The following is a 23346-nucleotide window of genomic DNA, read 5'->3' as shown; positions in this document are numbered from 1 at the left end:
CGGCTGGCCATTCGTGCCAACCGCCGGCTTGCCGGGCTATTTGCTGGCGCCGAGGAACTCCACCAGGTGGGCTTCGAGGGCGGAGCTGTCTCTTAACTCGCACTCCCATACGGTGAGCACTTCCCAGCCGGCGGCCGTTAACTGTTGGCGCTGGTCGGCGTCGCGGTTTTTGGTGCGCGTGCGCTTGGCCTCCCAAAAGGCGGCATTCGCCTTGGGCGCGTTCTGGCCTACGCGGCAGTCGTGGAAGTGCCAGAAGCAGCCGTTGATGAAGATGACCTTTCGCCTGCCGGCGAACACCAGGTCCGGGCGGCCGGGCAGGCGGCTTTTGCCGGCGGTGCCGTGCAAGCGGTAGCGGTAGCCTTTGGCATGGAGGAGGCGGCGCACCAGCAGTTCCGGCTTGGTGTTCTTGCCCCTGATGCGGGACATGTTCCAGCTGCGCTGCTCGGGGGTGAGCCTGTCCGCCATGGTTCCAGCCTACGGGCTCCTAGATTTCGTGCTCCGGCTGGTCGCCCAGCTCGAAATGGCGGCCGCTGACGGACGTGGGCACGATCTCCACATAGAAATCCTTCAGCGTCGGCACCCAAGTTTTCAGGCCGAGCTCTTCGACGACGGCGAGCTCGGCTGAGTTGGTCAGGACGCGCGCCGTTCCCCGCAGCACCACGGACCAGGCTTCGTCCGAGAGGATGCCGTCCGTTTCAAGCAGCACCCTGGAGTTGATGGTGAGCTGCGCCAGCTTGTTGCCCGGCGCGGTGCGGAGGTAGATTTTCCGGTCCGAGGTCAGGTAGTTGACGGGGAATATGTCCGGTTCGCCGGCAACGGACACCACCAGCCGGCCGTGGCGGGTAGCTTCCAGGAGTTTCCAGGACTGCTCGTCGTCGAGCTCCAGAACGGGTTTGCCATCTGCGTGCGTAAACATCATGCAGCCTATTCTTCTACGTTCGGTAGAAGAATTCTAGGGGTTGCGCGTGGGAATCCGTTTTGCAGGGGATTGGGAGGGCGATTGTCCGTGTGACTTTTTATTGGTCCTTCGCGGTGGTAGAACCGAGGGCGGGTGGCTGTGGATAACTTTCATCGCTCAAATGTGTCCTGGGCTACCCTTAAGGTCATTGTTCGGAGCGAAGCGTCTTGAAACTATCGGGGGATTAGCTGCCCATGACATCGCACATCACTTCCACTACTTCGCGGCGCTTGCGCTTGCGCTTGCACCTTGTTGCGTCTGCCGCTTCTGTTTTGCTGTTGACCGGTTGCAACGCGGGTGGTGTCCCCAACAGCGGCGGGACAACTTCCGCGTCTCCGACTCAGACTGTTAGTCCAAGCGCATCGCCGACTCCGACGGCCGCCTACGTGCCCGCCTCGGCTAGCGGCCGTGCTCAGAACGTGCCGGTGCCTGTGTTGCCGGAGGTTGCGAAGACGGAGACGAAGGAGGGGCTCGAGGCGTTCGCGGCGTACTGGTTTGAGCAGCTCAATTATGCCTATCAGACGGGCGATATCACAGGAACCCAAGCGGTAACATCACCAGCTTGTCAATTCTGTTCGAACATAACGGGCACGCTGACCACCAATTATCAAGGCGGGCGATGGCTCGCAGGTGGCAAGATCGTCATACCGTCGTCAGCGACTACATTTGAGCGCGGGTCTGATGGGATCTACCAGGTCATCGTCCAGGTCCAGCAGTCGACCATTAACTATTACGATCCCAGCGGGTCGGAATTTAGAGCCCCCACTGAGGCGTCTGATGGTGGAAACGTCATGCTGGTTGATTTCCAGGACGCCGCGTGGCGCGTTACCGGTCTTCATCCCCTCCGCTAATGAATATGGGCTGGGTCGTTCACCGACTGTCGACAGTATTCCTCGTTGTCGGTCTAGGTATCGCCATTCCGTCCCCCAATATGCCGCCAACGGGGACTGGCGCAGACTCTGGTTTTCACAATTCTGGTATCGGCGTGATTGTTTTTGTCGTCGATCCTTTGACCGGGAATATGAGGCCGGAAGCACCTGGGGACACCAAGAAGGATCCAAACGTCTACAAGTATGAGCTTCAGTGCCACCTCGGCGGAGGCGATTTTGACACGGTTTGCCTTGGATATCAGCTTGAGTGTGTCAACGGGCCCGAGGGAGTAGACGGAATTCCCGTAACTTGGCTCAAGGCGCCTGTCGGCGTTCCTAACCCGGCCTGGACTTACCATTCCGGACCCACCTGTCTCTACGATGCTCGGCCCGAGGACCTCCTGCCGCGCATAGCCGCCCAGATCCAGCGGCAGTTCGAGAGCCTGCCCATCAGCGCCGGAACGGTGGTCGCCCAGCCCAGCCCCAACACGCTCCGCGGGGCCGAAACCAATTTCTACGCGGACGCGTCCGAGCAACAGTTCGACGTAACGATGCTCGGGCAAAAAGTGCACGTGGTGGCCACGCCGGTTCAGTACACCTGGAATTACGGCGACGGAACCGTCTTCGGGCCGCAGCCTTCCATGGGTGGGCCGCTGCCACAGGACCGCTGGGGTGAAAAGACCCGAACAAGCCACGTCTACGCGGACACCGGCGACTTCCAGGTTGTCCTCACTACGTCCTTCCAAGGCACGTATTCCGTGAACAACGGACCGCCGCTCCCCATACCGGGCCAAGGACAGTTCAGCGCACCGCCGCAGACCATCAGCGTCTGGCGGTCCATCACACGGAACTACGCGGACGACTGCAACCAGAATCCGCAGGGGCAAGGTTGCCCCGGCATGGCATCGTCCCGGTAGGAAGCAATCCAGACAAGCTACGCGAGCAGAGAGTGATCCGCGCCTCCATCGGAATACTTGCACGCGCCGGGCAGTTGGGCACAGCAGTACCAATTCACCTCGAAAGGAACTGCGCATGCTGTTTTCCCCCTTGACTCTTGGCGAGCTTGAACTGCCCAACCGCCTGGTCATGGCACCCCTGACCCGTCTCCGCTCAGGCGAGGACGGTGTTCCGGGTCCCCTGGTTGTGGAGCACTACCGGCAGCGGGCATCCCTGGGACTCATCGTCAGCGAAGGCATCTACCCGAGCCCCGCCGGACGCTCCTACCCGGGACAGCCTGGTCTCTTCACCGCGGAGCAGATTGCCGCCTGGAAGAAGGTCACCGACGCGGTGCACGCTGAAGGCGGCCGGATCTTCGCCCAGATCATGCACGGCGGACGGGTCTCCCACGCGGACATCACCGGCGGCCATACCATCGTGGGTCCGAGCGCCGTTGCCATCGAGGGCGAGGTCCGCACCCCGTCCGGCAAGCAGCCGTATCCCGTCCCGCACGCGCTGACCATCGGCGAACTGCCCGTCGTGATGCAGGAAATCGTCACCGGCTCGATCAACGCCATTGAAGCGGGATTCGACGGCGTGGAGCTGCACTCGGCCAACGGCTACCTTCTCCACGAATTCCTGGCCCCGAACTCCAACGTCCGAGACGACAGCTACGGCGGCTCGCCGGAGAACCGGGCCCGCTTTGTGATCGAAACGGTCAACGCCGCGGTGGCCGCGGTGGGTTCGAGCCGAGTGGGCATCCGCATCTCGCCGGAGCACAGCGTCCAGGGCATCGCCGAAACGGATGCGGCCGATGTCCGCGCCACCTACGAGGTGCTGGTGGACAGCATTGCCCCGCTCAACCTCGCCTACGTCAGCATCCTGCACCACGAGCCCACGAGTGAGCTGGTCCAGGATCTCCGGGCACGCTTCAACGGCACGTTCCTGGTGAACTCCGGCTTCGGCACCATGACCACTCGGGAGGAAGCAACCGCCTTGGTGGCCGACGGCCATGCAGATGCTGTGGTGGTGGGGCGCCCCGCAATTGCCAACCCTGACCTTGCACGCCGCTGGAAGGAAAGCCTTCCGCTGAACGAACCGGACCCCTCCACGTTTTATGCAGACGGCTCCGTAGGCTACACGGACTACCCCGCGTATTCGGCTTAGCGGTCACTGCTGGCCTCGGCCAGAGATTAAACGACGACGGCGGCACCCGGCTTGGGTGCCGCCGTCGTTGGCTGCTCGGGGTGCTGTCCCGGCAGCGCGCGCCAAATAGCCATCCGACGGCTGTTTTGGCTCATCTTTCAACGTTGGCCCGCCCAGGTTCACAAGCGCTGAGCGGTAAACACCAGAATACTCCAGTGAATGGATTATCGCTAGGGAAATAGCTAAAGGTATGCTTCCCGGCCCGTTCCTTCGCGCATCACCAGCTTGTCGTCCTCAATGGAGACGAGCAGGCTTTTGGGCTTTCCGCTGACTTTGGTAATGGCTTTCAGGCCGCGGTTGGTGACTTCCACTCCCACCTGCGCCCCTTTCGCGGGCAGCTCCACGGACGTTTCGTAGGCTTCTCCCAGCAGTGGGTTGGTAGACACGCCCATGTCACGGCGGACCTCCTTGCCGTTGACCATGACGGTGATGTTGGCCTCGTTGAATCCTTCCTGAAAGACGATGAGCAGTTCACGCATGGTGGCCCTCTTCCTCGAAGTGATTGCCTGTGACGGCATATCAACTACAGCACTTCACGGGCCGGAGCGGAATACCCCGGCCGACTGCCCGGCCGGGCGCCGCTGGAGACCACCAGACACGTAGGGCAAAATGTTCAGGTGACCCAACTCCCGCACGTCCCGTCCGCCCCCACGTCTGCCCCAACTCCGGACAGCGCCATCCACGCCCAGATCGCCGCCGAGCTTGGCGTGAAGACCTGGCAGGTCAAGGCTGCAGTGGACCTCCTCGACGGCGGGTCCACCGTTCCGTTCATCGCCCGGTACCGCAAGGAAGCCACCGGGACGCTGGATGACACGCAGCTGCGCGAGCTCGACGAGCGCCTGCGCTACCTCCGCGAACTTGAGGACCGCCGTCGTACTATCCTCGAAGCGATTGCCGCGCAGGGGCAGCTGACCCCCGAGCTGCAGGCAGCGATCCTCGCCGCGGACACCAAATCCCGGCTGGAGGACATCTACCTTCCGTTCAAGTCCAAGCGCCGCACCAAGGCCCAGATCGCTCGTGAAGCCGGGTTGGAGCCGCTCGCCGATGCGCTGCTGAAGCGGCCCGACCTGGACCCGGAACGTGAGGCTGCCAGGTACCTGAACGCCGAACACTCCATTGATGACGCGGCTGCCGCGCTCGCCGGCGCCCGTTCCATCCTCGTCGAGAGGGTTGCGCAGGATCCGGACCTCGCCGCAACCCTGCGCGAGCGGCTGTGGACGCAGGGGCGGATGGTGTCGCGTGTGAAGAAGGGCAAGGAGTCCGACGGGCAGAAGTTCGCCGATTACTTTGAGTTCGCCCAGGTGCCCACCGGGATGCCCTCACACCGTGTGCTTGCGCTGCTGCGCGGAGAGAAGGACGGCGTCCTGGAGCTGGATCTCGCCGAGGGGGATCCGAACGACGACGACGCCCTGGCCGCCGCGCGTTCCCGTTACGAATCCGCTGTGGCCAGGTGCCTCGGGGTTGCCGACCGCGGCCGTCCCGCCGATTCGTGGCTGATCCAGACCGCGCAGATTGCCTGGCGCTCGCGCGTGCTGGCCCGGCTGACCGCCGACCTCCGCGGACGGCTGTTCACAGACGCAGAGGACGAGGCTGTCCGGGTGTTTGCCGCCAACCTTCGCGACGTCCTCCTGGCCGCACCCGCCGGAAACCGCGCCACTCTTGGGCTGGACCCGGGACTGCGGACGGGTGTGAAAGTGGCCGTTGTGGACGGGACGGGCAAGGTGGTTGCCACTGACACCGTGTACCCGCACGCGCCTGCCCGGAAGTGGGACGAGGCCCTCGCCACCTTGGTGCGGCTGGCCCGGAAGCACAATGTGGAGCTGGTGGCCATCGGCAACGGAACCGCGTCTCGTGAGACGGACAGGCTTGCCGCGGAACTGATCAAGCTGCTGCCGGCCGCGGAGACGAAACCGCAGAAACTGGTGGTTTCGGAGGCCGGGGCGTCGGTGTATTCCGCGTCGGCGCTGGCCTCGGCGGAGCTGCCGGGCATGGATGTGTCCCTGCGCGGAGCCGTTTCCATTGCGCGGCGGCTTCAGGATCCGCTGGCGGAACTCGTGAAGATCGATCCCAAGTCCATCGGCGTGGGTCAGTATCAGCATGACGTCACGGCGTCGAAGCTGGACCGCAGCCTGGATGCCGTGGTTGAGGACTGCGTGAACGCGGTTGGCGTTGACGTGAACACAGCGTCGCCCGCGCTGCTGAGCCGCGTGGCCGGCGTCGGACCTTTGCTGAGCGAAAACATTGTGGCCTACCGAAACGAACACGGGCCGTTTGCCAAGCGCAGCGAGCTCAAGAAGGTGCCCCGCCTGGGTGCGAAGGCGTTTGAGCAGTGCGCCGGCTTCCTGCGGATCACCGGCGGAGCAGAGCCGCTGGACGCGTCGAGCGTGCACCCCGAGGCGTATCCGATTGCCCGGAAAATCCTGGTGGCCGCGGGCTCGGCGCCGGCGTCCTCACTTGATCCGCGCGCTTTTGTTGACGGCACCTTTGGTTTGCCCACGGTCCAGGACATCCTGGCCGAGTTGGACAAACCAGGCCGCGATCCCCGACCCGCTTTTGCCGCGGCGACCTTCTCCGAAGGCATCGAGAAGATCTCCGACCTCAAGCCCGGCATGGTGCTTGAGGGGACCGTCACCAATGTGGCTGCGTTCGGCGCCTTTGTGGACGTTGGAGTGCACCAGGACGGCCTGGTTCACGTGTCGGCGCTGGCCAACCGCTTTGTCTCCGATCCCCGCGAGGTGGTGAAGTCGGGGCAGGTTGTCCGTGTGAAGGTTCTGGAAGCCGATCCGGAGCGTAAGCGGATCTCGCTCACGCTAAGGCTCGACGACGAACCGTCGCCTTCGGGTGGGCGGGCGCAGGGCGGGCGTTCGGAAGGGGGCCGGCCTGAAAGCGGTCGGCCAGCTGGGGGACGTCCTGCCGGGGGCCGTCCGGGAGATGCGCGCCGAGACTCCGGTGGGCGCGGCTCGGGTCGGCAGCCCGGACGCGGGGCCTCGAGCCCGGGCGACAACGCATCGACTTCGAAGCCCGATCCGAAGTCGTCCGGCGGCCGGCCGCAGGCACTGAATCCGGTGCCTGTAAACACCGCCATGGCAGAGGCCCTCCGCAAGGCTGGCCTCGGCAAATAGACAGGTGCTGATTGGCGCACCCTCGGAGTAACTGGCTCAGTCAGCGGCCATGGTGGCCTGTGGGAGGTCGTCGTCGGGCAACGGCTCGCGCAAGGCGAGGTCACCGGTCCAGCTCACAGCGTTCGGACAGGACTCGGTCCGGGGATCGCTGGCTCCGGATGTTCGGCCATATTGTTGGCCAAATGTTCGGCCATTGCCTGGAGGTGGTCTGGCCAGTGGGGTGGTTCCCAGTCGGGGTGTTCGCTTTGATAGTGGCGTCCGGTCGGTGAGGTCCAGCCGGGTGGTTCGTTCTTGGTGGCCGTGGTGGGTGTCCAGGCCGTGGTGTGGCGGAGTCTGTGGTGTTTGTGGCAGGGCTGGCCGAGATTGCTGATTCCGGTGGTGCCGCCGTGGGCCCAGGCGAGGATATGGTCTGCTTCGTTGTCGAGAGAGTGGTTGCTGCAGCCGGGGAAGGGGCATTTTCCGTCGCGTAGGCGGAGCCATTGGCGCTGGGCTTTGGTGAGCCGGTAGCTGGTCCGCCCGATCTCCAGCGGTGCGCCGTCGCGGGGGTCGATCAGGACGCGGTGGAAGGATTCGGCGCCGTCGGCGACGAGCCGGCGGGCCATGGACGGCGGGATCGGCCCGTACCCGTCGAGCATGGCCGGTTCCTCGGTGCGGCCCAGCAGCGAGAGGACCGGGACCGTGACAAGAACCTGCGCCCTCGGCGACGGAACAACAGCATCCACTCTGCCGCCGTCGATATCTGCCCCGTCACCGGTGCCGCCGAGGAGCCAGGTAGCGACGGTGTCGGCCCGGAGCTGGCTGAGATTCCGGTCCTCGGCCGGGCCTTGCAGCGCCCGGGCGGCGGTGGTGGTGCGGTTCCAGATCCCGGCCGCGGTATCGGCGGGAAGGTACGCGCTGAGCCAGGCCATGCCGTCGCGGTCCGGGGCGTACTCCACCCGCCGGTCGGCTGCGCTCCTGGCGTGGCGTTTTTCGATGCTGACCGGGTGATGGCGTTCCCGCCAGGTCCGGGCCTTGTGCCGGAACCTGCCGGGGATGAGCTCACCGGCGAAGCCACGTGCCGGATTCACTGCGTGGGGGTCCAGGAAATGTGCCTCCAACGCCGCCGCGGCCGGCCTGTCGAGGTTCAGGGTTTCGTCGACCATGATCCGGGTGTGCTGCCACGAGATCGTCCCGGCCTGCAGCGCGGAGAGGGTCAAGGGCAGGGCAGTGGTCAGGGCGTGCGCCTCGGCGAGGAGGGCACCGGCAGCCCGTTCGCTGACCGTCAGGGCACAGGCGACCTCGGCGATCAGGGCCATTTCCTGCCCGGTGTTGTCCTCGGGCGACGTTGCAGGGCCGGCCAGAGCCTCGGCAGCGGCGGAGTAACCGGCAGCCAGCCAGGCCTTCAGGGCGGCACTTTTAGCGTCCAGCCGTGAGATCTCGGCCAGCCCGTCCAGGAAACCATCCGCCACCCGACGCATCGGATCAGCCTCCCCGGGACAGCCGGAATCGGTCCCGTCCCGGAGCGCAGAAGCAAGCTCAGCGAAGGACACCGAAAGGGCCTCCGCCGTCGCCACCGCTGCTCTGCTATCCATACCCACATCATCCCCGGAGGGTCTGACAATGACCGCGAGGAAGAATGCCTATGTGCATAATTCCCCGAAGCAACTGTAAGTGCCTGCATCCGTGGGCGGTTTCGACTTGACGTCGTGTGGGCCCCAAGTGTCCGTTAGCGCCCGGAGGCTACGGGTGGCGGACTCCGGTGCGCGCCAGAACTGCCCGGTACCCTTCCCGGAACGTCGGGTAAGTGAACTCAAGCCCGGTCCCGCGGAGAAAAGCGTTGCTGCAGCGTTTATTGCCGCCGCGGGCCTCGCCTGCTGGTCCGATGGGCGGTTCCGGATAGCCCATTTCCAAGGCCAGGAAGCGCAGCACCTCCCCAAGTTCAGCGGGAGAGTTGTCCACACCGACATATACCGGCGCAGGCATAGCTTCCATGGTGGCCAACTGGACGATCGCCGCAGCGGCGTCGTCCCGGTGGATCCGATTGGTAAAGCGCGGCTCGTCGGGAACCACGGCTGTCCCGCTGCGGACCTGGTCAATCAAACGCGTCCGGCCCGGACCGTAGATCCCGCCCAGCCGCAGCACAACAGGCGAGGTACCTGTGCCGCGCAGCCGCGAAACCAGGAGTTCCTCCGCCTCGAGGAGGATTCGCCCCGAGAAACCGCCAGGAACCGCCGTCGTACTCTCATCAACCCAGCCACCGCCGGCGTCCCCATAGACAGCGGTGGAGGACACAAAAAGCACCCGCCGCGCCGTCACGCCGTCGCGCTCCAGGGCGTCCAGGACATGCGCCAGACCGTCCACGTACGCGGCACGGTAGGCCGCTTCCGTGGGTGAGTCGGCCGCAACGGCCACGACGACGGCGGTGGTGTCCGCCGGGACAGGCGGCAGATCCGGAGAGCCCAGGTCCGCCGCCACACCTTCGATCACAGAGGGCAGTTTTTCGGGCGAACGCCGCCAGCCCACCACCCGGTGTCCGGCCGCGGCGAAGCGCAGGCCTGCTTCAGTGCCCAGATCGCCGCAGCCGGCCAAGAGAATCGTCATGGTGAAAGTCTGCCACTCCCGCCGCCGTGACTCGCATTGCGGTCTGATCAGGGCGCTGGAAGGGTGGAAACTACCGCTGGCGTGGGAACCGGGACTCTTTGCGGGCCATCCAGCCCTGGGCCTCAAGCGTGTCCAATATTGAGGCAACCCGGGCTTCACCAGCGGCACCCGCGGCCCACGCCCGTTCAGCCCGTTCTGCGTAGTCGAGCTGGCGCCTTAGTTTGGCCGCTCGTTCCGCCGCAATCCGCGCCTGCTCAGCAGCGCCGTCGCCTGCCCCCATTTTCGCCCCCAAGCTGTTGGTGCTGGCTGCCAGCACTCAGGGATCACTGTAAGGGAAAAGTTGCGCGGGCGCGCAGGAGCTTAGGCGTCTTCAGTTACGCGAGACCCGGGCGTGGCCACTCAGGGAGCGGGAACCGGGAAGAACACCCGCGGGTCCTGCAGGAGCGCGGGGTAATCGAACGCGGACCGGTCGATCACCTCGGTGACGGTGAACGTGCGGCCGAACCGGCCGTCGGCGAGCGTGATGGGACGGCCCAGCACCTGTCCAACGGCGAACTTTTTGCCGTCCTCAAACGAAACCGCGACGGCGGTCTTGCCGGGCAGGGTGGCGAATGCTTCCTCCTGCGCCAGGCGCTTCCGGGTGGGCTTCTTCACGAGCTGCTTGGGCGGCAGCTTGCGCGGCTGCTTTGACGGGCGGCGGGAGCCGTCGTCGACGTACACGGGGGAGTAGCCATCCTCAGGTGCGGCGGGTGCAACAGCGCCGGCGCGGCGGATCGGAGGCAGTGCCACGGTATCCAGCGTCTGCGGATCGATTTCGGCGTGCGGGTCGCGGAGGATCCAGAGGACATCGCCCTCGGGTTCTGCCGGATAGAACTCGTGCTTGGGCTCAGGCCAAAGGAAGTCCAGGTCCAGGTCGGCGTCCGGGAACACCGTCTTGTAGAACTTCGGTTCCTTGCGGAGCAGCTTGGCACGGTGGCTCAGGTGGAAATCAGGGTTTCCGAGCCACTCCGGCAGCGGGATCTTGGCTGCGTAGTCCGGGTGTGCCGCCTGGGGCGCGAACTCGGTGATGTTGGCGCGCGTGTTGTCTTCATGGCCGCGGTTGGTCCATTCGTCCACCATCGCCAGACCGTACATGGTAAGCGCCGGAACGTGGCCCATCCACATGCGGACGGCGGGGTGGTCCAGCCAGCCGTACTCGGGAATCACCAGTGCCCGGAGGGTTTGCAGCGCCTCGACACGCTGTTTGCCAAGCCTGGCGGTGTCCAGTGCTGCGGCGCTCTGCCGGAAATCGGGATACGGAAGGAAGGTTTGCATCCCTTCAGTCTGACGGCATGCGGCGGATGTGCCAATTGCAGTGCCCGGCGCCACACGCGCGGGGTCCCTGGCAGTGCCCCTCAGGGCCAGAGGGGCACCAAAAATAGTTCACATAGTGGACCGATGCATACAGCGAGTGCCGCTACCCACTAAGATCACCGAAACGCCCCACCGTCCCGGAAGCCCCCTCATGACAATTTCACCTGAAGTGACCGCCGGTTCAACACAGCTGTTTGTGCCCAAGTTCGGGCAGATGCTTGATCCGGAGGCCAAGGGCATCCTGGTCCTTGATGAATTTACCCTTGACCCGGCCGCGGCACGCCACGAGCAGCACGGCTTTCGTGCGGCCATGGCCTCCGTAGCCCTGACTCTGCGCCGGATCGTTGCGCTGCGGATCGTGATTGCGCTCGTGGCGATCGGCAACCTGCCCCTGTTCCTGATGTCCAGCGGCGCGTGGATCTACGCTGTCTCCCTCGCGTTGGTGATCGGTGTGCACCTCGCCGTCTCCTGGCTCAACAAGCACGAGCCCAAAGTGCGCCAGCGCCAGATGCTCGAACTGCACATGCACCGCGAGCGCAGCGCCAACTACCGCAAGGTCCGCGACGCCGTGAAGTACATGATCGACACCCCCAGCCGCATGAACGAGCACCTCTACCTCGAACTGCTGGCAGCGAAGCGCGTGGCACTGAACCTCGCCCACGGCACGGTGGCCCTGCTGGACACCAGCGACGACGCCGCGTGGAAGGTCCGCATCATCCGCGAGATTCCGGCCGCGGGCAAGGCAGCAGCCTAAGTCAAGAGAACATTAACGGACGACGCCGGAGCTCCCCAGCGAGGGGATCTCCGGCGTCGTTGTTTCCCGGGGTTGTTGCTCCCGGGTTTTTGTTGTTTCCGCGGGCCGTCGTTTTGGGGAAAGGGGCGGCTCCCGCGGAAAGTGCTGAGGCTTAGGCGGGAAGCTGGAGGACCTGCCCGGAGAACACGAGATCCGGGTTGGCAATGGTGTCCAGGTTGGCGTCCGCCAGGCTCTCCCAACCGCCTTCAACGCCCAGCTTGTCGGCGACGGTGCTCAGGGTGTCGCCGGGCTCAAGCGTGTAGGTCTCGCCGCTCAGTTCCACGGGCGCGGCATGCTGCGGAGCCGGCGCCTGCACCACAGGTGCCTCGACCGGCACGCTCTCCACGGTGGCCTGAACCGGCGCACTCTGAACCGGTGCACTCTGGACCGGCGCGCTCTGGGGAGCCACCGCCGTCGTACCCCCTCCGCCGCTCAGGCCAAGCTCCGCGGCGCAGGACGGCCACGCTCCCCAGCCCTGCGACGCCTGGACCTGTTCGGCCACGGCGATCTGCTGCTCGCGGCTGGCGTCGGCCGCGGAACCGGTGCCGCCGTAGGCAGCCCAGGTGCTGGCGCTGAACTGCAGGCCGCCCGAGTAGCCGTTGCCGGTGTTCGTAGCCCAGTTCCCGCCGCTTTCGCACTGCGCCAGTGCGTCCCAGGTTGCGCCGTCGGTGGCAGCGTTGGCTGCGGTGACGGAGAGTGAGAGGCCGGCCGCGGAAATGGCGGCAACGGCTACTCCACGGCGTGCGGCAGTACGGATGGTTTTGTTGTTCATGGTGTGATGCTCCTGAAGGCCACCAGCGCTCGGTCCGTCCCCGGAGGTTATTGCGCCACTGCCCGCCCCTGACGATATAGAGGTCAATTTTCGGTGTCTGCCGGCCGGGCAGTTCTGGTGGAGGCAGCACCGGGCATTCATGTCGCCCGACGAACGGGCTTGCATTTCACGCTAGGACATCGCCGGCCCGTTATCAAACCGAGATGATTCCTGGTGGTCAGCTGGTGGCGAGCTGGGGTAGTGCGGCCGCCAGGTAGGGCGCGGTGCGGCTGTGCCGGGAACGGGCGACGCTGGCGGCGGTACCCGCAGCGACAATCCGGCCGCCGGCATCACCGCCGGAGGGGCCCAGGTCAATGACCCAGTCCGCCGCCGCCACAACGGCCATTTCGTGTTCCACCACCACCACGGTGTTGCCGCTGTCCACCAGGCCGTGGAGCTGGGCCATCAGGAGTTCGACGTCGGCAGGGTGGAGCCCGGTGGTTGGCTCGTCCAGGAGGTAGAGGGTATGCCCCCGCTGGGCGCGCTGCAGTTCGGTGGCCAGCTTGATGCGCTGAGCTTCGCCGCCGGAAAGCTCCGTGGCGGGCTGGCCCAGCCGGAGGTAGCCCAGGCCCACGTCCCCGAGGCTCTTCAGGCTGCGGGCCGCGGCCGGAATGTCGGCCAGGAACCCGGTGGCCGCATCCACCGTCAGGCGCAGCACCTCGGCCACATTCTTGCCCCGGTACGTCACCTCCAAGGTCTCGGGGTTGTAGCGGGAACCGTCGCACACAGGGCACGGCCCGTAGCTGCCCGGGAGGAAGAGCAGCTCAACCGCCACAAAGCCTTCACCCTGGCAGGTTTCGCAGCGGCCTCCGGCGACGTTGAAGGAGAACCGCCCGGCGCCGAACCCGCGTGCCCTGGCCTGCTCCGTGGCCGCGAATTCCTTGCGCACCGCGTCGAACAGGCCAGTGTAGGTGGCGAGGTTGGAACGGGGGGTTCGCCCGATGGGTTTCTGGTCCACCGTGACCAGCCTGTGGATCCGTTCCGCGCCGTTGACCGGTCCCACGGACAACGCTGTGGCCGGGCCCGCATCATCAGGTTCGGCTGGCTGCGGAGCCTGGTTCTTGAGCCCGGATCCCACAACTTCCCCGAGGACATGCGTCACCAGGGTGGACTTGCCGGAGCCGGACACCCCCGTGACTGCGGTGAGGACGCCCAATGGGAACCGCGCATCCAGGTCCTTGAGGTTGTGCCGGCTGATCCCCGCGAGCTCCAGCCAGCCGTCGGGCTCCCGGACCTGGGCGGCACGAGGTGCTGTGCCGCCGTCGGACGTGCCGCCGGAAGTACTCCCGCCGTCGTCGAACAGGAACGGGCGGGTCACCGACTCCTCGATGGCCGCGAGCCCGGCGACCGGGCCGCTGTAGAGCACCTCGCCGCCGCCCTCCCCGGCCCGCGGACCCACGTCCACCAGCCAGTCGGCCCGGCGGACCACGTCCATGTTGTGTTCCACCACAAACACCGAGTTGCCGGAGGCCTTGAGCTGGTCCAGTACCGCCAGGAGCGGCTCGGCGTCGGCCGGATGGAGGCCCGCGGACGGCTCGTCCAGCACATAGATCACGCCGAACAGCCCGGAGCGGAGCTGGGTGGCGATCCTCAGCCGCTGCATCTCGCCGGGGGAGAGTGTAGGCGTGGCGCGGCCCAGCGCCAGGTATCCCAGCCCCAGATCCAGCAGCACGGTGATGCGGTGCAGGAGGTCCGCGGTGATGGCCACAGCCACCTCGTTGTCCTCGCCGGAGGACTGCCGGCGGGACGCGGTGCCGGCTTCCTTCAGTCCCGCGGTGGGGCGGATGATTTCGGCCAGCTCCACCATCGGCGCGGCGTTGAGGTCGGCGATGGTCCGGCCGGCGAAGGTCACGGCGAGGGCTTCGGCCCGGAGCCCCGTGCCGCCGCAGCGCGGACACGGACCGGACTCCATAAACGCCAGGACGCGCTCGCGCATGGCCGCACTCTGCGAGTCGGCCAGCGTGTGCAGGACGTAGCTCTTGGCGCTCCAGAAGCGGCCCTTGTACGGCTTGGCCACGCGGTCCCGCTCGGGGGTGACCTCCACAACGGGCTGCTCGTCCGTGAACAGGATCCAGTCTCGCTGCTTCCTGGGCAGCTTCCGCCAGGGCACGTCCACGTCGTAGCCCAGGTGGCTGAGGATGTCGCGGAGGTTCTTGCCCTGCCAGGCGCCCGGCCACGCCGCGATGGCACCTTCCCGGATGGTGAGGTTGGCGTCCGGCACCAGGGACTCCTCGCTGACGGTGTGCGCGACCCCCAGCCCGTGGCATTCAGAGCAGGCGCCGGCCGCGGTATTCGGCGAAAACGCGTCGGAGTCCAATTGCTCGGCGCCGGCCGGATAGGTGCCCGCCCGCGAAAAGAGCATGCGGAGCGAATTGGAGAGCGTGGTCACCGTGCCCACGGTGGAGCGGCTGCTGGGTGCGCCGCGGCGCTGTTGAAGCGCGACGGCGGGTGGCAGCCCGGAGATCATCTCCACCTTGGGATTGTGGCCCTGCTGGATAAGGCGGCGCGCGTACGGGGCCACGGATTCGAAGTAGCGGCGCTGGGCTTCGGCGTAGATGGTGCCGAAAGCGAGGGAGGACTTTCCCGAGCCGGAGACGCCTGTAAAAGCCACAATGGAGTCGCGGGGCACATCCACGTCCACGTTCCGCAGGTTGTTCTCCCGCGCGCCCCGGACACGGACGAAGCCGTCCGCCAGATGGCCGGGATGGGAAAGGGAAAGATCGTCAGCTTGCTTAGGGTTCCGCATCGATCCGACTCTAGCCGCGAACCGCCCGGCGGGCGATATCCTGACCCGATGGACAACAACCGGGACACAACCGCCGAACCGCTGCCACAGACGGGACTACCAGCCACAGAAGTGCACGGGACGGAACTTCCCCAGACGGAACCTTCGGAGGCGGATCTGCCGGAGTCGGAACTGTCCGACGCCGAAGCGGCTGTCAGGATCGTCCCCGTCGCTGAGCTGCACCTGCACATTGAGGGCACACTGCAGCCGGAACTGATCCTCGAACTGGCCGCACGCAACGGCATCACCCTCCCATACTCAGGCCTGGAGGAGCTCCGGGGACTGTACGAATTCACGGACCTGCAGTCCTTCCTGGACCTGTACTACGCCAACATGGCGGTGCTGCAGACGGAGCGGGACTTCGCCGACATGACCCGCGCCTACCTCGCCCGCGCCGCCGCCGCAGGGGTCCGGCACGCGGAGATCATGATGGACCCGCAGGCCCACCTGACCCGCGGCGTCAGCCTGGAAACCTGCGTCAACGGGGTGGCATCGGCGCTGGCCACCTCCCAGGAGGACTTCGGCATGTCCACCCTGCTGATTGCCGCATTCCTGCGTGACCAGTCCGAGGAGTCGGCGCTGGAGGTCCTGGACGGCCTGCTGGCCATGAATGCCCCCATCGCGGCCATCGGCCTGGATTCGGCCGAGGTGGGCAACCCGCCGGCCAAGTTTGAGCGGCTGTTCGCCAAAGCCCGCGAAGCGGGCCTGCGGCTGACCGCGCACGCAGGCGAGGAGGGACCGCCGTCGTACATTATCGAAGCGCTGGACATCCTTGAAGTGGAACGGATTGACCACGGCATCCGCTGCATGGAGGACCCGGACCTGGTGGAGCGGCTGGTGGCGGACCGGATTCCGCTGACGGTCTGCCCGCTCTCGAACGTCCGGCTGCGTGCCGTGGACACCCTGGCGGACCATCCCTTGCCGGCCATGCTCGCCGCGGGGCTCAACGTCTCTGTGAATTCGGATGATCCGGCCTACTTCGGTGGGTACGTGGACGACAACTTTTCCCAGCTAAAGGCCGTTTTTGACCTTTCAGACTTCGACAGGTCACGGCTCGCGGCCAATTCCATCCATTCGTCGTTCGCCTCCGAGGAGCGAAAAGCAGAGCTTCTGGACGAACTGAACCGCGGGTAGCTCCGCTCGTTCCCACTCGCTACACTTATGCCCGAGCGCTTCGGGGAAGAGTCCGGCGATACCCGGAATTTGCGCTCCAGGGTTGAGTAAACAGCCCCCAAGCCGAGACTCCAGCCTCACTTGTGCTGTAATCCGCGTCATAGTCGGTCATGACACGAAGAGTTAACCTATTCAAGTCGCGCGATTTAACAGGATCTTGGCAGGATGCCTAGTGACAGATCGCATTACGCAAGGGGAATCATGGCCAAGTCCATCGCAGATAACACCGACCTCCGACTCAAGACCGTGCTGCACGTCCTGACGGAAGGCGTCTGGTCCGGCGGTTCACTCAATGCCGGCGAGGTTCTGGCGGAAGCCACCGCGCGCGTGCCGTTCAGTGATCACGAGGCCACGCTGCTCAGCGGCGGCATTCCGCGTGGACACAAGACGCTCACGTCCGCCACGGCCAAGCTGGTCAAGGCCGGCTGGCTGGTCAAGGGCCGTTCCGGCTGGACCATCACCGAGGACGGCATGCGCGCCACGGTCGCGTTCCCTGATGCGGATTCCTTCGCCACAGCGCTCGACGCCGGCACCCCGGTTCCTGCGGACGTCGCCATTCCGCCGGCACCCGTTGCGGCACCGGCACCGGCAGTCAAGGCGGCTCCCGCCAAGAAGGCCCCGGCAAAGCGGACTCCCGCGAAGAAGGCTGCCGACGCCGTCGGGAAGGCCGCGAAGGCAATCGAGGACGCCATCGAGGACGCCGTGGAGCCCGTGGTCAAGGCGGTCCGCTCGCGCAAGGCTGCGCCCAAGACTGCGGCTAAGGCTGCGCCCAAGACTGCGGCTAAGGCAGCGCCCAAGGCAACGGCAGAAACGCCCGCAGTGGAGACTTTCCCGCAGCCCGAGGCCGTTGCGGTTGCCGGCGACTTCAACACCATACTGGGCGCGCCGGAAAACTGGGCCCCGCAGTACGACGAGGCTCAGCTGACGCTCGATGCCCTGGACCAGCTCTGGAAGATCAGTGCAGACCTGCCCGCCGGCTCGTACGCCTTCAAGATCGCCCTGAACCGTTCGTGGGACGAGAACTACGGCGCGTTCGGCACGTTCGATGGCCCCAACCACGAACTGCACCACGACGGCGGCACGGTCACCATCCGCTACGACCACCGCACGCGGGACATCACCATCAACTGACCCTCGTGGGTGTCCTCCACGGAGTTCTAAAATGGGGCATGGATTCCGTGGAGGTTTCGGGGCTGCGCATTGCCTACCAACGGGCTGGCCGCGGTCCGTCGCTGGTTCTGCTCCATGGCGCCTATGACGACAGTCGAAGCTGGCGACGACAGATGGAAGGGCTGTGCAATGACTTCACCGTGTTCGCTTGGGACGCGCCCGGCTGCGGGCAATCGGATGATCCGCCCCCGGACCTGACCGACCGGGACCTGGGGGACATACTGGCAGCGTTCCTGCAAGCGGCAGTACAAGGGAAGCCCCACGTGCTGGGTTTGTCCTGGGGATCATGCATGGCCCTGGCCCTCTATGCGGGCCACCCTGAAGCGGCGGCCTCCTTGATCCTGGCATCGGCCTACGCGGGCTGGGCCGGGTCTCTCCCGGCTGAGGAGGTGGAGCGGCGCATCGCCCAGGTCACGTCGGAGCTGGACCATCCCGGCACCGTGGTCATCGAAGACTGGCTGCCCACGCTCTTCACCCAGCACGCGGATACCGCCCTGATCCAGGAAGCGATCGACATCTCCGCGGACTTCCACCCCGCCGGAATGCGTGCCATTCTCAACGCCTTGGGCCGCTCGGACTACCGCGACGTCCTGCCCGCCATAACTATCCCCACGCTCCTGCTGTACGGGGCCGAGGATGTCCGCTCACCTCTGGACGTGGCCCGCGACATGCACCGGCGGATCCCCGCGTCCGAGCTGGTTGTGATTCCCGGCGTCGGGCACATGGCAGCCAGCGAAGCGCCGGAGGCCTTCAACACCGCAGTCCGCCAGTTCCTGCGCCGTGTTGCGACCTGATTCCTGACGGGGATCACCCCGACCTGCTGAGTTTTCGGTCCAGATAACGGCATCTGGGGGCGGATTTAGGGTCAGTATCTGGACAAAAACTCCGGAGTGAAGCAGTGTGGAAACCGGCCGTCCTGGCCGGTTTCCACACCACTGTTTCCCACCAAGGAGATGCAAAAGTGACTCTACCTTCAGGCCTTACCCCGGGCGTCTGGACCCTGGACATGTCGCACAGCGAGATCGGCTTCACTGTCCGGCACGCGGGCATCAGCAAGGTCCGCGGACGTTTCACGGATGCCTCGGCCGAAGCCCGCGTCGGCGCGTCCCTTGCCGAAGCTTCGCTGCACGCCACGGTCAAAACGGCCAGCTTCGAGTCCGGCGACGCCAACCGCGACGGACACGTGAAGGGGCCGGACTTCTTCGATGTGGAGGAGTACCCCGAGATGACGTTCCGGGCCACCGCGGTGGAGGGCGACGGCGAGGATTACACGCTCACGGGCGATCTCACCATCCGCGGAATCACCAAGCCGGTGGAGCTGGAGGTCGAGTTCACCGGGGTAGCCGTGGACCCCTTTGGTGCCACCCGCGCAGGATTCTCCGCCGAGTGCGAGATCAGCCGCAAGGAGTTCGGCCTGACCTGGAATGCCGCCCTCGAAGCCGGCGGCCTGCTGGTCAGTGACAAGGTCAAGATCAACGTCGAAGCGGCGCTGGTTAAGCAGTCCTGACTGCCATGAGCTTTTCCTGGCGCCGGGATGACTCCGGCCGGGACAACCCTGGCCGGGATAATCTGCGCCGGGATAACGGCGATATCCGGCTCTCTGCCCGCATCTTTGGCGTGGTGCAGGGGGTCGGATTCCGTTTCTGGACGATGGGCAAGGCCGACGAACTCGGCCTCAAGGGCGTGGTGAGGAACGTCGACGACGGCTCTGTGTCCATCGTGGCCGAGGGGCCTGAGCAGCAGATCCAAAAGCTCCTGGACTGGCTGAGGTCGGAGAACGCGCCCGGTCGCGTGGAACGGGTGGAGGAGTCCATCTCCGCGGCCGACGGATCGTTCCAGGATTTCAGGGCCCGCTGAGAGGGCCCCGCTGACAGCTCCCCGTCGGCCCCCTGCCCAGGGGCTATGTGGAGGTTGGTGATGTTTGCTTCGGCGTCGCCCGGGGCGTTGCGCGGCTGTGAGTAAGCGCACTGTTGATACCCGCGCTGAGGCCGATGAAAGCCCCAAGTTCCTCAAGCACCGCCGGTTTGGTCGGCATGTAATTCGTAAGCTCGGGGGAACGGATGATCACGGCCCGCCACTGGCCACGCGACACAGCCACGTTGATCCGGTTCCGGTTCAGCAGGAATTCTGCCCCGCGGGGAGCCTCGGCAACTGCGGAGCAGGCCATGGACACCAGGACCACCGGCGCCTCCTGGCCCTGGAACTTGTCCACCGTGCCCACGCGGACACCCGGCAGCCCGGCGTTGTGCAGGGCCTGCCGGATCAGCTGGACCTGGGCGTTGTAGGCTGCCACCACCAGGATGTCTTCCGGGTTCAGCGGCCTGGCCGGCTTGTCGTCACCTGGAAGCCATTTCAGCCCGATGTGCCGCTGGGCCTGACGGACCACCTCGGCCGCTTCCTCGGCGGAGGACTTGGTGTTTCCGCTGTGGTCCACAAAGACTGTTTCCACTCCGGCCGGCAGTTCCGCGAGGCTGCGGAGGGATGCCGCAGGCGCAGCTTCGAGTTTTCCGTCGTAGCTGAGGACGGACACGGCCCGGCACAGGTCCGGGTGCATGCGCCAACTGTCCGCCAGGAAGTAGCCCAGTTCGCCGGGGAGGGTGGCGTGCCCGGCAGCGAGCCAGCCAAGGGCAGACTCGTCCACGGGCTCCGGGTGCGAGCCCTGCGTCACCTGCGGCAGCTGCTGCGGGTCCCCGAGGAGCAGGAGCCGCTTGGCCGCGCGGGCCACGGCCACGGTGTTTGCCAGCGAGAACTGGCCGGCCTCGTCAATGACCAACAGGTCCAAGGATCCGGCGGGGACGGACCTGCCCGTCATGGTCCAGGCGGTGCCGCCCACCAGGCAGCCGCCGGGGGAGTCGACCAGCGCGGCGACGTCGTCGTCGGACGTGCGGTGCCACAGCACAGCGTGCGGGGCGGCCAGCTTCTTCGCCACCCGCGCCGGATCCACACCGGCGGTTTCGATCACGGTGCACAGCATGTTCTCCACGACGGCGTGGGACTGCCCCACCACCCCGATCTTCCAGCCCTGCTTCACCAGCCGGGCAATGACGTGGGAGCCGACGTAGGTTTTGCCCGTCCCGGGAGGGCCCTGCACGGCAAGGTACGAATGATCGAGGTCCAGCAGCGAGGCCGTGATCGCCGTGACGTAGTCCGCTGCACCGGCGGCGTCCTTGCCGACGGCGGCGGGACCCGGCATCGACTGGAAGCGCGGCGGCACCTTGCGCAGGATGTCGACGCCGGGGTGTTCCGGAAGGACGGGGACCGAGGCGCCGACACTCTGGGCCAGCTCGGCCAGGGCGGCTTCGATGCTGGCGGTGCGGATGGGCTGGTCCTCGGTGAGCGCCACCGGAATATGCGGGTAGGCGGGGACTTTCCCGGTTTCCCGCTCTTCGATGGTGATCATGGTCTGGCCGGCAACACGGGGGTGGTCTTCCACTGCGGTCACCAGCGTGCCAAAGGTGAAGCCGCGGCCCGTGGTGGTTCCCAGCGGATCGTCCAGGCCGGCAGGGACCGGGGAATCATAGAGCCGGCACCACGTGCTCCCGGGTTTGAACTCCGACCCTTCGCTCATGACGCCGGACAGCCTCAGCGTGCGGGTGCGCATCCGGGCCGTGGGCTTTGCGAGCTCCCAGTCGGTCAGTATTTCCGCAGTATCCACCACAAATACGTTGCGGTGCTCGGACCAGTGGTCGATCTCGGACTCGGTGCGGTCGAAGTGTTCCCACCAGAATTGCTTGCGCTCGCGGCGGTGGTACCCGGTGGCGGCGGCCACCATGGCGATGGCCCGTTCGTCGTTGGTCCACGGCCGGTTGTCCGGGAGGCCGGCCAGGTAGGCCTGCAGGCGGCGCTCCTCCGGTGTTGGTTCGGGATCCGGAAGGGGTGGCGGAGCAGCAGCTGCGGACGACGACGGCGCCGGCCGCCCGCCGTCGTCTGCTGTTCCGGTTGACGCCGTGCGTGGGGCAGACGTCCCTCGCAGATCCAGCAGCCAGTCGCGGAGGCGGAGGGTGGAGAGGCAGTCGTACTCGTTGTAGTCGGAGATGGAGGCCAGGATGTGGGCGGCCGCGGCGGCGTCGCCGTCGTCCCGGGCGGCGCAGTACCCGGCATACGCCACCACGGAGGCTCCGGCGTCCTTGACGTCTCCGGAGCGGAGGTTGTCTCCCATGTAGAGGGGCTCAAGCTTCTTGATGGAGTAGGACGGCTCGGAGATCCGCAGCGAATGCCGGGCGGTGGCGTAGAGGTCCACCAGCAGGCCGTCGCGGAGCCAGTTGTCCACGATGTCCTCGCCGGCGAGGTGCGTGACGGACAGGTTCCGCAGCGCCGATTTCTCGTAGGCGGCGTAGTGGTAGACGTGCATGTCCGGGTTCATGGCGCGGCGCTCTTCCACGTAGGCGAGGAAGTCCAGGAAGGCCTGCCGCTCCTCGTTGCGCGAATGCGCCCAGAAGGGCCGGAACACGGGCTTGTCGGCGGCGTGGGCGTCGGCAGCATTACCGTCAACCACGGGCGCCTCGATGACGCCGAACAGGTACTCCAGCCCCCATTTTCCGGTGGCGGGGTCCTGCCAGAGGGGATCGCCCTCGAAGTCGAAGAAGATGTCGCCGGGACTTGGTTTCGGAATCTCTGCCAGGGCGTTCTCCGGGAGCACCTTGAACGTGACGGTGTGCTCCTCGCCGTCCTTGGCGAAGGTGCGGGAACCGTCCGGAACGTCCCGGCCCAGCTGCATCCTGGCCTGGTCGCGGAGCCGGGCCACCGAGCCGGTGGCCTTGCTGGGCGGGAGATCCGCCAGAGCGTCGATGGTGGTGACGTGATCGGCGATGAGTTTCTTCCGCCGGAGGGTGGTCATGCCACCCACCATCAGGAGATCCCGGTGGGACTGGACCTGCTCGGCGCAGTAGTTGCACCGCCCGCAGAACGCGACGCCGGGCTGCTGCCACTGCACCGCCGAACCGGCCTCGCGGTGGTCGGCGGTCAGGGCGCGGAAGCGGTCGCGGCGCTCGCGGTAGACCGGCAGCAGGTCCGGCAGGGAGTGGTGGCTGCGGACGTAATCGCCGTCCACCACGGCTCCCAGCACCAGCGTGACCCGGGGCGACGGGTCCAGGCCCATGCCGATGAGCTGGTCGCCGTAGGCGGCAAGTTGGAGGAGTGCGCCCACCTTGGCGTGCCGTGCCAGCTTGGTGTCCCACACCTCGTAGCGTCCGGGATTCCCGGTGCCGGCAGCCTCGTTGACGATGAAGTCGGCGTAGCCCAGGAACTCGCCGTCGAAGAACGTTGCCTGGAAAACGACGTCCGCCCCGGCAAGGAGCGCGAGTTCGGTTTCGGCCTGCTTGGCCAGCAGCTCGCCGCGCGTGTTTTCCCCGCGCTCGATCGAGTACACCCCGGCCCCGCGGCTGGCGTCCCAGGCGCCGTACTGCGCGACCAGGCCGGCCAGGACCTTGGCCTCGTGCTTGTCACCGAGGGCCCCGGCACGGCGCTGCATCTCGTCGTCGGGAAACTGCGCTTTGGGGGTCCGGCCCAGTTTCTCGTCGAGGATGCGGAGCGTGCGGTACTCACATTCGCTGGCGGCCACAAGATCGCTGGCCGAAAACACCAGGTCCTG

At 66.2% G+C, this 23346-nt stretch carries 19 protein-coding genes; 10 read left to right on the top strand and 9 right to left on the bottom strand.

Annotated elements, in window-relative coordinates; all coding sequences use genetic code 11:
• Positions 1–36: 36 nt before the first annotated feature.
• Together NFC73_RS11970 and NFC73_RS11965 are read right to left on the bottom strand one after the other, a co-directional pair.
• Positions 37–465, bottom strand: coding sequence for a very short patch repair endonuclease (locus NFC73_RS11970; RefSeq protein WP_254750472.1), 429 nt, complete (start codon positions 463–465; stop codon positions 37–39).
• 19 nt (positions 466–484) lie between these two features.
• Complete coding sequence (locus NFC73_RS11965) at positions 485–919, bottom strand: pyridoxamine 5'-phosphate oxidase family protein (RefSeq protein WP_254750470.1); 435 nt, start codon at positions 917–919, stop codon at positions 485–487.
• A 425-nt stretch (positions 920–1344) separates the two neighbouring features.
• On the opposite strand from NFC73_RS11965, the gene NFC73_RS11960 reads away from it, so the two are divergent.
• The 3 genes from NFC73_RS11960 (at position 1345) to NFC73_RS11950 (ending at position 3930) form a co-directional block, all read left to right on the top strand.
• The gene (locus NFC73_RS11960) at positions 1345–1809 is read left to right on the top strand and encodes a DUF6318 family protein (protein ID WP_254750468.1); all 465 of its coding nucleotides are present in this window, start codon (positions 1345–1347) and stop codon (positions 1807–1809) included.
• A gap of 170 nt (positions 1810–1979) precedes the next feature.
• A complete protein-coding gene (locus tag NFC73_RS11955) occupies positions 1980–2744 on the top strand; it encodes a PKD domain-containing protein (protein WP_254750466.1) in 765 nt (254 codons plus the stop codon).
• Positions 2745–2859: 115 nt separating this feature from the next.
• Entirely contained in the window at positions 2860–3930 is a 1071-nt protein-coding gene (locus NFC73_RS11950; RefSeq protein WP_254750464.1) for an alkene reductase, read from the top strand.
• Positions 3931–4151: 221 nt separating this feature from the next.
• On the opposite strand, the gene NFC73_RS11945 is transcribed toward NFC73_RS11950, so the two are convergent.
• Positions 4152–4448, bottom strand: coding sequence for a hypothetical protein (locus NFC73_RS11945; protein ID WP_254750462.1), 297 nt, complete (start codon positions 4446–4448; stop codon positions 4152–4154).
• A gap of 138 nt (positions 4449–4586) precedes the next feature.
• Between NFC73_RS11945 and NFC73_RS11940 the strand changes: the two genes are divergently transcribed.
• Positions 4587–7091: a Tex family protein gene (locus tag NFC73_RS11940; RefSeq protein WP_254750460.1), complete on the top strand. Its 2505-nt coding sequence runs from the start codon at positions 4587–4589 to the stop codon at positions 7089–7091.
• A 113-nt stretch (positions 7092–7204) separates the two neighbouring features.
• On the opposite strand, the gene NFC73_RS11935 is transcribed toward NFC73_RS11940, so the two are convergent.
• From NFC73_RS11935 to NFC73_RS11925, 3 genes are all read right to left on the bottom strand, one after another.
• On the bottom strand, positions 7205–8662 hold the full coding sequence (locus NFC73_RS11935) for an HNH endonuclease signature motif containing protein (RefSeq protein WP_254750457.1): 1458 nt from the start codon (positions 8660–8662) through the stop codon (positions 7205–7207).
• A 148-nt stretch (positions 8663–8810) separates the two neighbouring features.
• The gene (locus NFC73_RS11930; RefSeq protein ID WP_254750455.1) at positions 8811–9671 is read right to left on the bottom strand and encodes an NAD-dependent epimerase/dehydratase family protein; all 861 of its coding nucleotides are present in this window, start codon (positions 9669–9671) and stop codon (positions 8811–8813) included.
• Between the two features lie 399 nt (positions 9672–10070).
• Positions 10071–10985, bottom strand: a complete 915-nt coding sequence (locus NFC73_RS11925) for an MSMEG_6728 family protein (protein ID WP_254750453.1) — start codon at positions 10983–10985, stop codon at positions 10071–10073.
• Between the two features lie 190 nt (positions 10986–11175).
• On the opposite strand from NFC73_RS11925, the gene NFC73_RS11920 reads away from it, so the two are divergent.
• A complete protein-coding gene (locus NFC73_RS11920) occupies positions 11176–11778 on the top strand; it encodes a hypothetical protein (RefSeq protein WP_254750451.1) in 603 nt (200 codons plus the stop codon).
• A 151-nt stretch (positions 11779–11929) separates the two neighbouring features.
• On the opposite strand, the gene NFC73_RS11915 is transcribed toward NFC73_RS11920, so the two are convergent.
• On the bottom strand, positions 11930–12589 hold the full coding sequence (locus NFC73_RS11915) for a LysM peptidoglycan-binding domain-containing protein (protein ID WP_254750449.1): 660 nt from the start codon (positions 12587–12589) through the stop codon (positions 11930–11932).
• Between the two features lie 217 nt (positions 12590–12806).
• A complete protein-coding gene (locus NFC73_RS11910; RefSeq protein ID WP_254750447.1) occupies positions 12807–15374 on the bottom strand; it encodes an excinuclease ABC subunit UvrA in 2568 nt (855 codons plus the stop codon).
• Positions 15375–15422: 48 nt separating this feature from the next.
• Between NFC73_RS11910 and NFC73_RS11905 the strand changes: the two genes are divergently transcribed.
• The 5 genes from NFC73_RS11905 to NFC73_RS11885 all read left to right on the top strand — a co-directional run bounded on the left by NFC73_RS11905 (position 15423) and on the right by NFC73_RS11885 (position 19613).
• Positions 15423–16547, top strand: a complete 1125-nt coding sequence (locus NFC73_RS11905; protein WP_254750445.1) for an adenosine deaminase — start codon at positions 15423–15425, stop codon at positions 16545–16547.
• Between the two features lie 240 nt (positions 16548–16787).
• Positions 16788–17717 (top strand): pullulanase X25 domain-containing protein, encoded by a 930-nt coding sequence (locus tag NFC73_RS11900; protein WP_254750443.1) that lies wholly within the window; start codon positions 16788–16790, stop codon positions 17715–17717.
• 38 nt (positions 17718–17755) lie between these two features.
• Complete coding sequence (locus tag NFC73_RS11895) at positions 17756–18550, top strand: alpha/beta fold hydrolase (RefSeq protein WP_254750441.1); 795 nt, start codon at positions 17756–17758, stop codon at positions 18548–18550.
• 167 nt (positions 18551–18717) lie between these two features.
• Positions 18718–19263: a YceI family protein gene (locus NFC73_RS11890; RefSeq protein WP_254750439.1), complete on the top strand. Its 546-nt coding sequence runs from the start codon at positions 18718–18720 to the stop codon at positions 19261–19263.
• Positions 19264–19268: 5 nt separating this feature from the next.
• A complete protein-coding gene (locus NFC73_RS11885) occupies positions 19269–19613 on the top strand; it encodes an acylphosphatase (protein WP_254750437.1) in 345 nt (114 codons plus the stop codon).
• A gap of 43 nt (positions 19614–19656) precedes the next feature.
• Here the strand turns inward: NFC73_RS11885 and NFC73_RS11880 are convergent, their stop codons facing one another.
• Positions 19657–23337 (bottom strand): TM0106 family RecB-like putative nuclease, encoded by a 3681-nt coding sequence (locus NFC73_RS11880; RefSeq protein WP_254750700.1) that lies wholly within the window; start codon positions 23335–23337, stop codon positions 19657–19659.
• Positions 23338–23346: the final 9 nt, after the last annotated feature.

It is taken from the genome of Pseudarthrobacter humi, from assembly GCF_024294965.1.
Classification (GTDB): Bacteria; Actinomycetota; Actinomycetes; order Actinomycetales; family Micrococcaceae; genus Arthrobacter; species Arthrobacter humi.
This window is presented reverse-complemented; position numbering and strand designations above follow the sequence as displayed.